Here is a 14,469-nt window from a genome sequence, read left to right as displayed (position 1 = left end):
CGTCACGCCATGCAAACCAGCCATTCTGGAGTGCATGGTTTTTCCTTTTCCGATGATACGGCACCACCAAACTCAAACGTTCACTCTAAACAGAATATATGTCTAAAAAATAAGAATATACAAAATTTAATGTCAAAAATTTTAGACAAATCCTGCAATAACAACCTTGTATCTTGCCACTATATCCGTCTTCCCGTTCACTCTTTGCTTATATTTATACAATTCTACAAGAAGTGAGCGTTATATAAATTGACACAACAATGAAATAAAAACCCTGAAAAAGCTAAAATTTGTACTAAAACCAACATTTTTTCATATTCATATTTATTGAAATCGTATACATAAAATCAAAAAAGTAGGTAAACGCTCTCAAAAGAAGTACCCGAACAATTCATGTCAAAAAATATATACACAACTATGCTGGAGCGATATAATAGTACTAATTCCTATCACTTTAATCCGTATGTTGTAATCGAGGTGATCCTGATGAGACATTTACTACCTACTCTGAAAGAACTGACACGAACAGAAATGCAAATTTACGATGAATCCACCGTTCAGGAACAGCTCCTTTCTCGCCCGTATCCGGATTCCGATATCAACGTAGCTCGGCCAGTTTTTGTACGTTCGGGTACAGGAAGCGCTTATCTCTACTGTCCGCTCCTGGACCAGCCAAACATGCTTGATGAGAAGGGCCTGGCTTCCACATCTTCTGCGACATCAACAGAACCCGATTCTTTTCCGGTTACCCCATCGTCCTTTATCCCTGCCCCTTTGATCTCACTTTCTATGGAACTGGCGCAAGTGATTCCTTTGTTTGCCAAGAGCTCTGTTCTCATCATCAAAAATGATCGTGACGAATGGACCGGCTTTATCACCGCATCTGATGTCATGAACTCACTTCATCAAGCTTACCGTCTGATGGAAGCCTATCTGGAAACTACGCTTGAGACAGCCGGCTCCGCGTTATCTTTAATCGATGAAGAAGCCAAGGTGGCGTACTGGACATCCGGTGCGGAGAATATATTTTCTATTCGCAAAACCGATATCATCGGTCAGCCTGCCGCCAACTTTTTCCCACCCGAAAGACTTCAATCGCTCAAAACGTTATACACGGGTGAATCGGTCTACCGTAAACAGCATCAACCCAGATCTGATCTGTTCGCTCTAATCAATGCCCGCCCTGTCATGCTGGATGGTCGTATTGTTGGTGCAGTCGCTGCGGAGGTCGATATTACAACTGAAATTCGGCTGCACCAGGAATTATTGCATATGTCCTCCAAAATTCAGCATTTGGAAAAAGCGGTTGCCCGGCTTCGTCCCGAGACCGATCCTTTTGCCCGTATCAAAGGCAGCAGTCCCATTATCCGGCAATGTCTGGAGACCATTCGCAAGATCAGCACCACCCCTGCTACCGTACTCATTATGGGGGAAAGTGGCACAGGCAAGGAACTCTTCGCAAAAGCCATCCATGATCTTCGTGAACCTGAGACTGCTCCTTTTATCGCAATTAACTGCGGGGCCATTCCTGCTTCATTGTTTGAAAGCGAGTTGTTCGGCTACGAGAAAGGTGCCTTCTCTGGGGCAGACCCTAAGGGAAAAAAGGGAAAAATCGAGCTGGCGGAGGGCGGCACTCTTTTTCTGGATGAGATTGGGGAGATGCCTTCTGAACTGCAAGTCAAGTTGCTTCGTGTGTTGCAGGAACGAAGTTATTTCCCGGTTGGTGGCACCCGTACCAAACAAGCTAACTGCAGAATCATTGCTGCAACCAATCAAGATCTTCCTGCTATGATTACGCGCAATCAATTCCGGGAGGATCTCTACTATCGCCTGAATGTCATTAATCTGATTATTCCGCCGCTCCGGCTGCGCAAAGAAGATATCTATGAGCTCACCCAGACTTTCCTGCAAGAGTTCTCGCTGCTCTACAATCGTCATATCGAAGTGATTCCTCCAGAAGTGTTCAAACGTTTGTTCGAGTACGATTGGCCGGGTAATGTCCGCGAACTGCGCAACGTAATTGAACGCCTGACCATTCTTACGATGGATGGTGAGATCAAGCCGGAATACTTGCCTGATTCGCTGACATCAGCGAAATCAAACGCGCCGTCTGAGGCGGAACAGGCAGCAGACAACCTCAAGTCTTCCGGAAAAGAAGGAGCCCTTGATCCAAATGTGACGGAGACTCAACAAGAGAGTCACGGACTTGAACATCTTGCAAAGGTTGATAGAGAGGCGGTTAACCCAAGTGTTACATTCCCGGGACAACGTTCGGGTTCCTCTTATCAGCAAGAGATGGATGCGTATGAGGCTCGGCTTTTGCTTCAATATTTAGAGGCTGCAGGTGGCAACAAACGAACATTAGCCAAACAACTCGGCATCTCCAGAGCTACACTCTACAACCGTATGAATCGGCTTGGTTTATAACCCGTAACTCCCCCGGTGATTACCGCTTGCTTGTACAGTTGAACCTAATGCACCGCTAGAAAAAAAAAGAAGAGTATCCTCCCCATTGCCGTTGCGGGCGAAATGAATGCAGAGGATTTGATGCTACAATTAGAGAAAACGAAGCATCTCGGGCAGAACTAGCAATCCAGCTCTCTGGCCGCTCTAACGATCACCACAGACCTTATTCGCCCATTTAGACAGGTTTTAAAAAATCTAACGATTTCCAGTGACGCTCTTTGGCTGGATTTTAGCTGAAAACGAGTTAAAACGGACGAATTACGCAAAATAGCTTCCGTACGGATCGTTAGAATTTCAATATGGCTATTCTGGGCGAAATAAGGTTTCTCCTGATCGTTAGAATTTGTGGGCGCCGCCCATGAATCACCAGACTAGAAAAACCCGCAGTTACGGATATATCTGCCGTTTAACTGGGGGTTTGTTTTTGGGTTTGTTTTTGGGTTTGTTTTTGGGTTTGTTTTTGGGTTTGTTTTTGGGTTTGTTTTTGAAACAATAGGTCTGCTTGCTCTATTAGATTTTGATTTTGTTGTTCTATCAGATCAGCTTCTATATCGCTCTGCTTCTCTGAGATTAACTTCACGCGTTACAATATTCTCGCTAAACGAATCAATGCAGTTCTAATATGGCGATAAAAGGTAGCCCTGCTCATCGAACACACCTGCGCTGCGGCAGTCGGATTGCCAGCATGGGCCCAGTAAGCCGCATGTAACAGCTTCTGATCCTGAGGAGACACCCCATGTATTCTCCCTTCCAGCAGATCCAGAATATATAATTGTAACTGAATGCCATCCCTCACACCTGTAATTCTATCTGCGTACTTTTGCAGCTCGCCCGGTGAGCGAAGGTGTCCGAGCATTTTACGCACTTCCTGCTCAGACCAAACCTTGTTATTGGAATCCGTTGTTTGGGGGCGTATTGCACTAGCCGGGAGGTCTGGATGCAAAAGGGACATCACCCATGCACCGAATTGTCCGCTACGCAGATCGAGTTCCAGCACATCCGCCTGATCTTCATACCGATCACACGCACGTGTGGACGTTCTCCTCATCTGAAAGCCAATACTCCGCAGAAACAGCTTCAGATGTGGGTTGGTCGCAACAAGAATCGCTCTCGCTCCATCTCCCAGGAGTGACAAACGATCCAATACCATATATCCGACAAGTTCCTCACGTGTATATCCAGGCACATCATCTCTGGCCGCAGCCATCAACGCGAAGTGTGTATCACTCTCATCCGGATCATTCTGTAATTCCTCTGGCGTAAAGCATTCTTTCATCTCATTCGGAAAATATTTTAAAAGTAAATCACTGATCTCCCGATGCACCAGAACAGTGATAAACATCGCAATCGTTTCGCCTTTCATGTCCCGCTTAATTACGATACCTTCAGGATAACGAAGAGCCAGTTCATCCAGAAAGGGGCCATAGTTCACGGCCTGCCAAGGCTCAACGCTGTATTCACACCATTGTTCAAGCAACCTGTGAAGGGAGGGCAGGTCAGCCTGCTTCATTGGTTCAAGCGGCGAGAACAAAGAATCGCGTGAGACATCAGCATACTTGCGAAACTGAAGCATAGATTCCTGACAGAGTAGCAGCATCTTTCTCGCGATTTGTCGCTTCCCAAGAGCACATGCCTGCTCATGGAGTGGTTTCAGCAACTCAGCAATCCGAATCCGCATGGACTGCATACGATGCGGCTCGCGTTGCCGAAAATCTCGCATCAAATGTACCCGGGCCATATCGTGTAAGGCCAGACCGTCCGGTGCGGAACGGATAAAAGACATCCGTCTCAGCATGTGATATTCTTCCTGTTTAACAGGTACATTCAGCACGGTGGACAAGAGTTCCTGGTTTGCTGTCTCCAGCAAGGTCAACACCTCCACCATTGGATGCAAACGTGGCGTGCTAAGTTCAAGCAACAGCCGCGCACTGATCATATGGGACAGTTCAGCCCACTCGGCATGAGGAAGATTACGCTCCTGATCAGCCGCCTCCACCGCAAGAGCAAGTCCAAGCGGATGTCCATCCGTCATTCTCGTAATAATTCCAGCCATACTTGGCCTTAATGAACCAGCAGTTGCAATATACTCCGTAATCTCATCTGCAGTAAAATGTTGCAGCCGCAATTGAACCAGATGCTGATACAGCCGGGGATGTGTTCTCCAGGCTGCTGAAAGCTCTGAACGAGAGGCAAGGATAATGAGTATCCCACTTAGATGAAGTTTCGCTATAAAAACTTCCATAAACCAGCTCTCAAGCAGCGCAAGTTCCTCGTAGTTATCCACTGCAATAACGAGCCGTTTTTCTCTGGGCATACTTTTCAACAACGAGAGTAAATGGGCGCCTTGGCTATTCAACAGACCGAGTTCCAGTGCCAGTGTTGAACTAAAATAATCCATAAACATGGAAGGCGTAGTGCCACACGCCCGTCCATCCATCCATATAGCGGTTGCTCCCTGCTCTCTAGCGATGGACAGCATTTCTGAAAGTAACGAAGATTTCCCAATACCACCCATACCCGTAACTGATAATATAGTCATAGGCGCTTCATCATTTTCAAACCATTGCTCTAGTATCATCAGCTCTCTGGCTCGACCAACGAAACGCTTTTCGTCCCTGACAACCTTCTGCTTTTGAGATCCACTTCCGTTCCCCATATATATCCTCCGTACTAGATAACTGGTACTTTTACTGTAGCTTACTTTTTATGAAAATGAGACTATATTGAGACGCGCAATCGTTCCCGAAATGTTAGAATCTTGATAAAAGCCAATTTATAGAAAAAGATAACTCTGTGGCCTCTTCTACATCAATCGAATCATACCGTTTATGGATATCACAAAACGCAACACTCCGCCAATCACCCAGAGCAAGCCAGTACACACGATTTACCGACTTGGTTTCATGCTTTCCTTTCGTACCCTATTCCAGCCCGATAATTCAGGAAAGGCGGATTTGTGTGAAAAAACATCTCGACATTTCTCATTTGAGCGGACAACTTGGCATCCATTCCAACGATCTTCAAGCATGGTTAAACCTTACTGGTTTAACTGTTGCAGATCCACAAAACAGCCGGGATCGAAGGTCTGAGCGTATGACATTTCCATATCGCCTTGCCACACCTACCTCAGTATCTCAGGCTCCCTCTTCCCGTGCATCCGAACGTTATCGGAGCCGTTTCTCCAATACAGGGTCTCGCCGCGGGTCTCGTGCCTTACGAGGTATACGACGAATCAACAAGCTGTAGACGAGCAAACAAAACCTACTATTCGAGCAAAGCCCATATTTCAAAAACGTTACTGTCATGACAATTGTCCATCTCCGCCTTCAATCATGGCGTTAGCTAACAATGCCATCTCCAAGCACACTCGTCTTCCCTGTTGCATATAACCCGGCCCCAGCAGTTCTTCCAGTTTCTCCAGTCGGTTATATAATGTCTGCCGATGAATGAACAGCTGGGCGGCCGCATCCCTTTTGCACCCGAAATTCGCAAGATATGCATCCAATGTTTCGACCAATCGCAACTGATGGCTTCGATCATGCTCTATAAGCACACCTAGATGATCCATCGCAAAGGATTGCAGGAAAGAAGGCGGCATCGCTTTTAACATTTGATATATACCCATACGATCGTAAAAGTGAACATCTTTCATCCATTTGACAGACCTCGCAACTTCAATAACCTGAACCGATTCCTGTAGGCTATCCCTTAGACGGGTTAGTTGATTTCGAAGTTTGCCGAAGCCCGCATGGATTTCGACTTGTTTCAGATTTGAGCGAGCAAACCGTTTCATATCCTGAGTGATGCTCTCTAGGATATGGATCAGTGAATGCTCAGAGGAGGTTTGTGTTTCTTCCTTGGCACAACAGAGGTAGATTTGATTATTTTTCAGCATGATGAGGCTGGTTAGATGATTTTTCTTCAGAAGCGAGCGAAGCAAAACGAGAATGTCCTGATGATTCGCCTCCATTCGTTCCCGGCCCGTTCCCTTCTTGCGATGCTCAATCTCCAATAATCCTCCCGCGAACCAGTATTGTCCTTTTACTAGCAAGCGAAGCCCCATTCGTGTTCGCGCCTGTTCCTCTTGCTGAATGTGACCATTCATCAAATCCTGAATCAATTCATTCTGGTTGCGCACCATCTTCTCTTCAAGAAATTGAGAACGAAGTGTAAGCGCAGCCGCAGCTTTGGCTGTGTAATCAAGCAACAGCTTAAGATATTCTACAGTCGCCGACGGGTGCACAATCATACCTATGGCTGAAAATACTTGACCAAAACAAACCACAGGATAACAGAGCAAAGCCCTCTCTTCATCCATATGAAACCACAGCTCCGTATCCGAGTCGTTCAGATTGAGCTGCTCGACTTCCTGGCTGTACCAGCTATAGATGGCCTGCTCCATGTCTGGAGCGAGTTCTGGCACAAAACTCCCGGCCTCCATCGACGAAATGTACACCACAGGTTTTGCCGCATAGGCATGCAACAGGTCGAGAACCGCAGACATATCCGTACTCTGCAGCGTACGTTGCTGAAGCTCACGGGAATACGTCTCCAGGCTCTTTAATAGCTGGTGTTGGTGGTTAATAAGTAGAGAATGGATATCTTGCGTAATCTCAACAAAACGTACGGGTTGTTCAAAAACGATGAGTGGAAACTGATACTGGTTTGCCAGTTCAATCAATGACTCTGGTATGGCATGTATGCTGGTGCCAAACTCCACACATAATCCAGCCGCATCACGGTTGATCAGCTGCATCAGATAAGCTTCCCGCCCCTCTTCCGACTGAAGCCATAGACCCGTGGATAAAATAAGATCATGCGGGCTTACAAAAGGGGACACATTGGTAATTTCCAGCACATGGACCCAGCCTACCCGACGCTCCAGCCCTTCTCGCCCTGCCGCAAGCCGTGCTTGACTAAATACCGCACGTTGCAGGATATCTCTGACAGTAAAAACACGGTCATTTCGCAAAGTCGATCCCTCTTAGTGTTATTTTTTCTTACATTATAATCCAAAGACATGTGTCCTGAACAGTCTGTTTCGACGAATTGTTGAGTCTTCAATCTAAAAAATAGACATTGTGTAAGGTGCAAAACGACGTACGGAGTCATAAACTTGTAGTATAAGCTAACAACCAATAAATGGACGAGGTGCATGGCTATGAGAATCGGAATTCCCAAAGAAATCAAAAACAATGAAAATCGTGTAGCGATGACTCCTGCCGGGACAGCTGATTTTGTGACAGCCGGGCATCAGGTCTTTATCGAACAAGGTGCGGGACTTGGCAGTGGATTTACGGATCAGGAGTATGTTAAAGCTGGCGCCCTAATTGTTGAAGAAGCCGCCCAGGTATGGCAGGATGCCGAACTCATCCTTAAAGTGAAAGAACCTCTCGCCAGCGAATATGGTTATTTTCGCCCTGGCCTGATTCTGTTCACCTACCTGCACCTCGCCGCAGAGCCGGCTCTCGCCAAAGCGCTGGTCGAAAAGCAGGTGACCGCTCTTGCGTATGAAACGTTGGAAGTCGGCGGCTCTCTCCCGCTGCTCACACCTATGAGTGAGGTGGCCGGGCGTATGGCTGCGCAGATCGGTGCGCAGCTTCTGGAGAAAACAGAAGGCGGCAAAGGCATTCTGTTATCCGGCGTACCTGGCGTAAGCCGTGGCAAGGTTGTTATTATTGGCGGCGGTACGGTAGGTACCAACGCGGCCAAAATTGCACTTGGCCTGGGGGCCGATGTGACGATTCTGGATCTGAATCTGAATCGGCTGCGCCAGCTGGACGATATTTTTGGCAATCAGATCCAGACGCTGGTATCCAGCCCCTCCAATATTGCGTCCGCTGTCGCTGGGGCGGACCTGCTGATCTGTGCGGTGCTGATTCCGGGCGCCAAAGCGCCAACGCTTGTCAGCGAGCAGGTCGTGAAGAACATGGCACCAGGGTCGGTCATTGTAGATGTGGCGATTGATCAGGGCGGGATCGTCGAGACCATTGATCATATCACCACCCACGATGAACCCACCTATGTGAAACATGGTGTCGTGCATTACGCGGTGGCGAACATGCCTGGCGCCGTACCGCGCACGTCTACGGTGGCACTGACCAATGCCACCATGCCTTATGCGCTGCAACTGGCGAACCACGGTGCAGCCACCGCGATTCGCGGCAGTTCGTCCATTCGCAGCGCGGTGAATGCGCTGAATGGACATATCACGTATGAGGCGGTTGCACGCGACCTCGGGCACGCCTATGTACCTGCAGGACAGGCGCTGGAGGATGCCGCCGCTGTCCAATAAATCTTCTGGCCGTTCCACCTGGAACCAACTGTGTCCAGCCTGTGGGACGCACCGAAGCGCAGTGCCACATGGAGGATTCCTCCGGACACTGCGCTTCTTTTTTTTACATATAGGAGACTTACTTCCAATCTCCACACCCTCTTACGCTAAACCACTCGTTCACTGCATACCTCCCGAAAGTTGCAATCCCGGCATGCTCGGTTCGAAGGCATCGGCGTAAAATAGGATATCTCCTTTGGACGGTTGTAATACTCATCGGCCACACAGGAGCGCATCTCCTCGATGTAACGCCCTACGTTCTCTTCCACCTTGCGAATGTCCTCTTCGGTTGCAACAAACTCTTTGTGTTTGCCAGTCAACAGATACTCCACCCGAATCTCAATCTGCTCCAGCGGAACCCGGTAATGCTCTCTTACATAGGAAGCGTACAAAATTAACTGATCGGAGAAATCATCCTCCTTGCCCGTCTTCCAGTCCACGATGACAATATTTCCATTGCTGCGTCGATATAATAAGTCCATTTTCACATACACGCGCGTATCATGCAGCATCATCGTGTCCCATTTCTCAATCTCCAGAATCGTTGTACTTGCACGGGACAAATCTTCCCACGTCAGCGTCTGATACAAGTTGCCTACACAGGCTCCTGCGCGCTCTTTAATGGTTGCGACCCGGTCGTTCAGTGTATCATCGCCATAATAAATTTCTGACAACATCGTATGATTTTTCGGATTAAGTCGCCATTGCTCCGAATTCATCGACTCTTTGTATGCCTGGTTCAGCAGATCACGTATCGTTTTCTCCAAAAAAACTTCACGAGGCTTGGGCTTGCCTTCCTCCCTGCTCCTTACAGCCGACTCACACATTCGGTGTGCCAGATCCCCAAATACCAGATACAGATTGCTCAGCTGCTTCAGACGGTACAAGCGAACCTGCATCTCGTCAGCCGATTCTGTTTTCCATCCGTTATGGGCACCATAATAATGATAATAATATTTGCGCAGGCACTCATCGAACATACTTGCCCGCGACTGCGAATAAGACCACTGCGGGTATTGTGCCATATGATAATCTGCCTTTCTGTATACCGGATCTACTCATGCCAATGCTTCATCCCATACCGTAGGGTGAGTTTGCAGGGAAGTATAGTAAGACTGCCCTGTAAAACATAACATCCGAACGTTGCTCTACATGTCCGCCCTTGCATAACATTCGGCTGGGAGATCCTTTTATTGCTCACAGTATAAAGCCCTGGCCGTCGTGCCGCAACCCGGCTTCCGTTATTTTCTTGTGCGCGCAACCGTTTGAGGAACGATACGTATCGTTTATATAGTTACATCAAGATGAAGGGAAGTCCTTTTCGGCTTATCGTCTGGATGCTCTCCATCCGACGCTAACGCTCACCACAGATCACCACAGACCTTATTTGCCCATTTTGACTTTCTCGTGATCGTTAGAATTAGCGGGAGCGTCGAAAGGCATGGGCATACGAAGAGTTGGTAGAGTAACTTGAGCTTGAAGACGCTCATCAGCCTTCTCCACACTTTTTACTCAACACCACCTCTTCCTCCACCCATTCACCGAAAAGTTGAATTTGAGCACGAAGGGTATTAATCTATTACGTAAATACAGTTTCCATAGAGCCCGCTAACCATTGCCTTCTGACTGTAACACGTATTTGTAGAGCACACGAAGCATCCTAATAGCAACAATCTATTTATCAACTACGGAAAATATGTACAGGCATATCCAAAAGGAGGCGCCACCCATGAAACAGCCGGATTGGTTCCAGGCGGAAGCAGCATTACAACAGATTCAAGTCATCGGAAGCGATCGGAATGAGCTGGTAAACATTATCGGCGAGGCAGCAGGAGTGAACTGCATTGGAATCGGTACGGATGCGGCTGTATTTACGTATGACCAGCTGCCGCAGTATGCCTTCAAAATGTATTCGGATCATGCTCTAGATAAATTAAATAACGAAAAACAGGTCTACGCCCAGCTCCAGGGCCTGCCATACTTCCCGACGTATTATGGCAGCGGCCGAAATATACTTGTTATCAGTTACGAGCCTGGAGACACTTTGCTTGAATGTTTGGAAAAAGGAATCCCCGTCCCCGAGCAGGTCATGCTCGATGTAGACGCAGCGCGAGAAGCGGTTCGTCGCATTGGACTGAATCCACGCGACATCCATCTCAAAAATGTGCTTCTCCAGAATGGACGCGGCAAAGTACTGGACGTATCGGAGTATATTCAGGAAGGAGACGACCATCGCTGGGAGCATCTCGTATGGGCCTACCACAACATCTATCCACGTATCAAAGGTACGCCTATATCCCCCCGTATGCTGCAAACGATCAAATGGGCATATAACCAGCTCGATCAGGCTAATCTCAAAATGGAAGATCTCTCAAAGAAAGCCAATCGACTGTTCTCCAGATTTCTGAAATAAACCGCTGGATCGCGCTGAAAGCCACTTTGTACCGTGTAAGGTGTACAAGTCCATGACTTTACGATGAGGTTTAGGGGGGATGGCGGCTAAATACCATAGAAGTCGGCTTCCCCCTCCCCAACCCCCCGCCTTTAGCAATAATGGATTGTCAACATTAAATCAGACAACTTTTTAAGGGGCTTCCTGGCGATACTGAACAGGCGTTATATACCCAATGATCTATGAACCGATTCTTGTACATGGCTTCGGCCACGGCTTTATCGTAGGGGCATCCTTTCTTGCTGAGCGATCGGCCAATAACAAACGTGTCTAGAAGCTGGTTCACCCTGTAGTTTTTATACTCACAACTAATTCATTCGCTACTGTCATCTCATTACAAGCTTCTTCTATGTCCCGATCAGGTCGATTCACAGATTCCCGTCAGATTCTTCCCAATACATCAATAATTTTATTTTCGTCAAAGGTTGTTACAACCTACACATACTCCACTTTAAATAATATAAATGCAGAGGAGATGTTGCTTTGAAAGCTCTTATGATGGGAATGGGACAGTAGGTGTGACTCCAGAACAGAACCTACTTTCATTACAGGAAAAGATTTAAGCTCATTCGAAAACAAATTGAATCAAAATTCAGTGGAGAAGCAGGCCCCATACTTTCAAAATGGAACTATTAGAGTTTAGTAATAGACTTGTTAACTTAACCAATCATGACGACGTGGAATTTTATCAGGAAATTTGTGAGCAGTATGCGCACCATTTGCAAAAAATTGAAAAAGAATGTTATACAAAAATGGGAGTAAACATTTGTACTTGTAACTTAAATCCCGAACAATGCAAATAGATTTTTATTATATTATTATCCTATGTTGCTCATTAGGAAAAAATAAACTGACACCGGTTAAGTCCCGATGTCAGTTTATTTAGTTTCTGATAAAGCTCTTGGTACATGTGATATCTACATTTTTTTCTCTTCATCCTATAAATATGAACCCAATAAATTTATAAATAGTTTAATTGAAGGTTTTTTTATGCTCGTTCGTAATATAATAGGAACATAAGTTCCTATTTTCCTTATTTATGGTTGTTAATCCAGTAGGGTACACCACTTTAATATATGACTTCATCTTAGAGGAGGGGACTATCCTATGAACAACTTGATACACTTTTCTCTTCAATGCCACCCTCCAGCCCTTTCTTTCACTTTTCCCCTTCCTTCATTCCCCGTGCCTGCGACGGTGTCATACCCTTGTACTGCTTGAATAATTTTGTAAAATAGTTCGCATTGTCGCATCCCACCTGAGCGGCAATTTCCGTGACTGTGAGACTGCTGCCCTGCAGCAAACGCTCCGCTTCACCCATTCTGCATCCGTTTACGTACTCTACGAGCGTACGTCCGGTCAGCTTTTTGAACATTTTGCAGAAATGATATACATTCAGTCCTACTTGGCTTGCCGCTTCACTTACCGACAATTTCTCCTGAGGATCAGCCTCAATCTGTGCAATCAACTGTTTGAACCGCTCGCGGTTAGGAAAATACACTGCACCCGATCGATCCCGCAACTGATGCGGCATAAACGTCCGGGCCATCAGCGTAAACAACGCATGCAGCTTGGACTTCACTACAAGCTGGTAAGCCGGAGGCTGCATCGCCATCTCTTCCACAGCTTCATTTAATAAAGAATAATACCCGGCACAGGCAGCATTCTCTGCGGCCGGTTTGACTGGAAACCGCACACTGCCTTCCAGATAAGGCGCAACATACTGTTCATGCACTGGGTCGCTCGCAAAATCCTGGAACAAGGCTCGGTTAACTACAACCGAGTCATAATGAACATCTCCTTCATCCAACGCGTATCCAACATGCAGGGCACCACCCGGAATGATGATGACCTCTCCCGCCTCAATTTCATAAGGCCGGCTATCAATATGAAATACCGCTCTCCCCTTACGCATAATGATCCATTCAAAGTGCTCATGCCAGTGCAGATATAAAATGCATTCCTCCGTTTTTTTCGCAGAACAGCGATTTTGGAACAATTGAAACGGATGGGATTTATGATCAATTCGCGTATCCTCATGAAGCGCTTTCAAGTCTAGCACGGCTCTCTTCCTCCTCACCACAAGATCCGACTAATAAAGCACAAAATTGTTTAGAGCCTTCCCTTAGATCCACGGCTATAATGAGTGTGTCACGAAGTACTATAAGCCAATATTGGAGTGAATTACAACCATGAATCCATCCATTCGTATCGGAACCCTTATAGGCGGCCATGATGCCGTTCGGGTCATTCCGCAAATTATGCAACACGGCTTCGAATCTTTTAATCTGACGTTCTGGCAAAGCACAGGCAGCCTTGATCTGGCAGAAACCGCCAAACGCGTCCGCGATATCGTTGACGAACACGGTATCACCATATCGGCTGTAAGTGTATTTGGTAATCCGCTCACCGGCTCAGGGGATAACGCTGACACCTTGGCAAGCTGGGAGCGCGTCATTGACCACGCGCAGCTTTTTGGAGCAGAGATCGTCTCCGGCTTTACCGGACGTCTGACCAATCAGCCGATTGACGAATCGATTCCACGGTTCAAGGAAGTGTTCGGTGAACTGGCACGACGGGCGGCAGACCGGGGTGTACGCATTGCTTTTGAAAATTGTGATATGGGTGGAACGTGGCAGACCGGCGACTGGAATATCGCCCACAACCCGACCGCCTGGGAAATGATGTTTAATGCCGTTCCTGATGAAAATGTCGGTCTGGAATGGGAACCCTGCCACCAGATGGTCAGCTTGATAGACCCGATTCCACAGCTTCGCAAATGGGCCCCCAAAGTGTTCCATGTCCATGGCAAAGACGCAACCATCGCCTGGGATGTTGTCAAAGAACATGGTGTGCATGGCCCGCATGAATTTGTCTGGCATCGCACCCCTGGCTTTGGAGACAGCAATTGGGCAGATATCATCACCATTTTGCGCCAGAACGGTTACCAGGGCACCATCGACATTGAAGGCTGGCATGATCCGGTGTACCGGGACGAACTTGAAATGACCGGGCAAGTCCACGCATTGAATTATTTAAAACATTGCCGCGGGGGCAGCTTTGTGCCCAATCCTGTATAAAGAAATAACGGCATGAATACAGGGTTACTCATATGCCCAGAAAAGTCAAAAAGCACGTCACAAGCACATGTACTACTAACATGGAACAATCACTTATAACTTGGATCAATAACATCTATGCATCTATATGAGGGAGT

At 47.1% G+C, this 14,469-nt stretch carries 10 protein-coding genes; 5 read left to right on the top strand and 5 right to left on the bottom strand.

What is annotated here, in order from left to right; translation table 11 throughout:
• Positions 1-486 precede the first annotated feature (486 nt).
• The gene (locus tag ABIE27_RS16205; RefSeq protein ID WP_429350964.1) at positions 487-2,427 is read left to right on the top strand and encodes a sigma-54 interaction domain-containing protein; all 1,941 of its coding nucleotides are present in this window, start codon (positions 487-489) and stop codon (positions 2,425-2,427) included.
• 445 nt (positions 2,428-2,872) lie between these two features.
• Here the strand turns inward: ABIE27_RS16205 and ABIE27_RS16200 are convergent, their stop codons facing one another.
• Positions 2,873-3,046 carry a hypothetical protein gene (locus ABIE27_RS16200; RefSeq protein ID WP_429350963.1) on the bottom strand — a complete coding sequence of 58 codons (174 nt, stop codon included), beginning with the start codon at positions 3,044-3,046 and terminating at the stop codon, positions 2,873-2,875.
• A 3-nt stretch (positions 3,047-3,049) separates the two neighbouring features.
• A complete protein-coding gene (locus ABIE27_RS16195) occupies positions 3,050-5,122 on the bottom strand; it encodes a hypothetical protein (RefSeq protein WP_429350962.1) in 2,073 nt (690 codons plus the stop codon).
• 302 nt (positions 5,123-5,424) lie between these two features.
• Here ABIE27_RS16195 and ABIE27_RS16190 point away from each other — a divergent pair, with 302 nt between their 5' ends.
• Positions 5,425-5,712, top strand: coding sequence for a hypothetical protein (locus ABIE27_RS16190; RefSeq protein WP_151458050.1), 288 nt, complete (start codon positions 5,425-5,427; stop codon positions 5,710-5,712).
• Positions 5,713-5,767: 55 nt separating this feature from the next.
• On the opposite strand, the gene ABIE27_RS16185 is transcribed toward ABIE27_RS16190, so the two are convergent.
• Positions 5,768-7,438, bottom strand: a complete 1,671-nt coding sequence (locus ABIE27_RS16185; RefSeq protein ID WP_123063121.1) for a PucR family transcriptional regulator — start codon at positions 7,436-7,438, stop codon at positions 5,768-5,770.
• Between the two features lie 189 nt (positions 7,439-7,627).
• Between ABIE27_RS16185 and ald the strand changes: the two genes are divergently transcribed.
• Complete coding sequence (gene ald / locus ABIE27_RS16180; protein WP_429350961.1) at positions 7,628-8,761, top strand: alanine dehydrogenase; 1,134 nt, start codon at positions 7,628-7,630, stop codon at positions 8,759-8,761.
• A gap of 146 nt (positions 8,762-8,907) precedes the next feature.
• Here the strand turns inward: ald and ABIE27_RS16175 are convergent, their stop codons facing one another.
• On the bottom strand, positions 8,908-9,825 hold the full coding sequence (locus tag ABIE27_RS16175) for a PD-(D/E)XK nuclease family protein (RefSeq protein ID WP_123063119.1): 918 nt from the start codon (positions 9,823-9,825) through the stop codon (positions 8,908-8,910).
• Positions 9,826-10,529: 704 nt separating this feature from the next.
• On the opposite strand from ABIE27_RS16175, the gene ABIE27_RS16170 reads away from it, so the two are divergent.
• Positions 10,530-11,213 carry a serine/threonine protein kinase gene (locus ABIE27_RS16170; RefSeq protein WP_429350960.1) on the top strand — a complete coding sequence of 228 codons (684 nt, stop codon included), beginning with the start codon at positions 10,530-10,532 and terminating at the stop codon, positions 11,211-11,213.
• 1,198 nt (positions 11,214-12,411) lie between these two features.
• Here ABIE27_RS16170 and ABIE27_RS16165 read toward each other — a convergent pair.
• A complete protein-coding gene (locus ABIE27_RS16165) occupies positions 12,412-13,314 on the bottom strand; it encodes an AraC family transcriptional regulator (RefSeq protein WP_429350959.1) in 903 nt (300 codons plus the stop codon).
• Positions 13,315-13,444: 130 nt separating this feature from the next.
• Here ABIE27_RS16165 and ABIE27_RS16160 point away from each other — a divergent pair, with 130 nt between their 5' ends.
• Positions 13,445-14,332, top strand: a complete 888-nt coding sequence (locus ABIE27_RS16160) for a sugar phosphate isomerase/epimerase family protein (protein ID WP_429350958.1) — start codon at positions 13,445-13,447, stop codon at positions 14,330-14,332.
• The last annotated feature ends 137 nt before the right edge of the window (positions 14,333-14,469 follow it).

Origin of the sequence: Paenibacillus sp. 4624 (genome assembly GCF_050435065.1) — a bacterium.
GTDB lineage: Bacteria > Bacillota > Bacilli > Paenibacillales > Paenibacillaceae > Paenibacillus > Paenibacillus amylolyticus_D.
Note: the sequence above shows the minus strand (reverse complement) of the source record. Positions and strands in the feature narration are given on the sequence as shown.

Excerpts from the sequence above, each read along its gene's own strand:
- ABIE27_RS16205 (WP_429350964.1), top strand. The coding sequence starts at position 487 with ATGAGACATTTACTACCTACTCTGAAAGAACTGACACGAACAGAAATG.
- ABIE27_RS16170 (WP_429350960.1), top strand. The coding sequence starts at position 10,530 with ATGAAACAGCCGGATTGGTTCCAGGCGGAAGCAGCATTACAACAGATT.
- ABIE27_RS16195 (WP_429350962.1), bottom strand. The coding sequence starts at position 5,122 with ATGGGGAACGGAAGTGGATCTCAAAAGCAGAAGGTTGTCAGGGACGAA.
- ABIE27_RS16160 (WP_429350958.1), top strand. The coding sequence starts at position 13,445 with ATGAATCCATCCATTCGTATCGGAACCCTTATAGGCGGCCATGATGCC.
- ABIE27_RS16175 (WP_123063119.1), bottom strand. The coding sequence starts at position 9,825 with ATGGCACAATACCCGCAGTGGTCTTATTCGCAGTCGCGGGCAAGTATG.
- ald (WP_429350961.1), top strand. The coding sequence starts at position 7,628 with ATGAGAATCGGAATTCCCAAAGAAATCAAAAACAATGAAAATCGTGTA.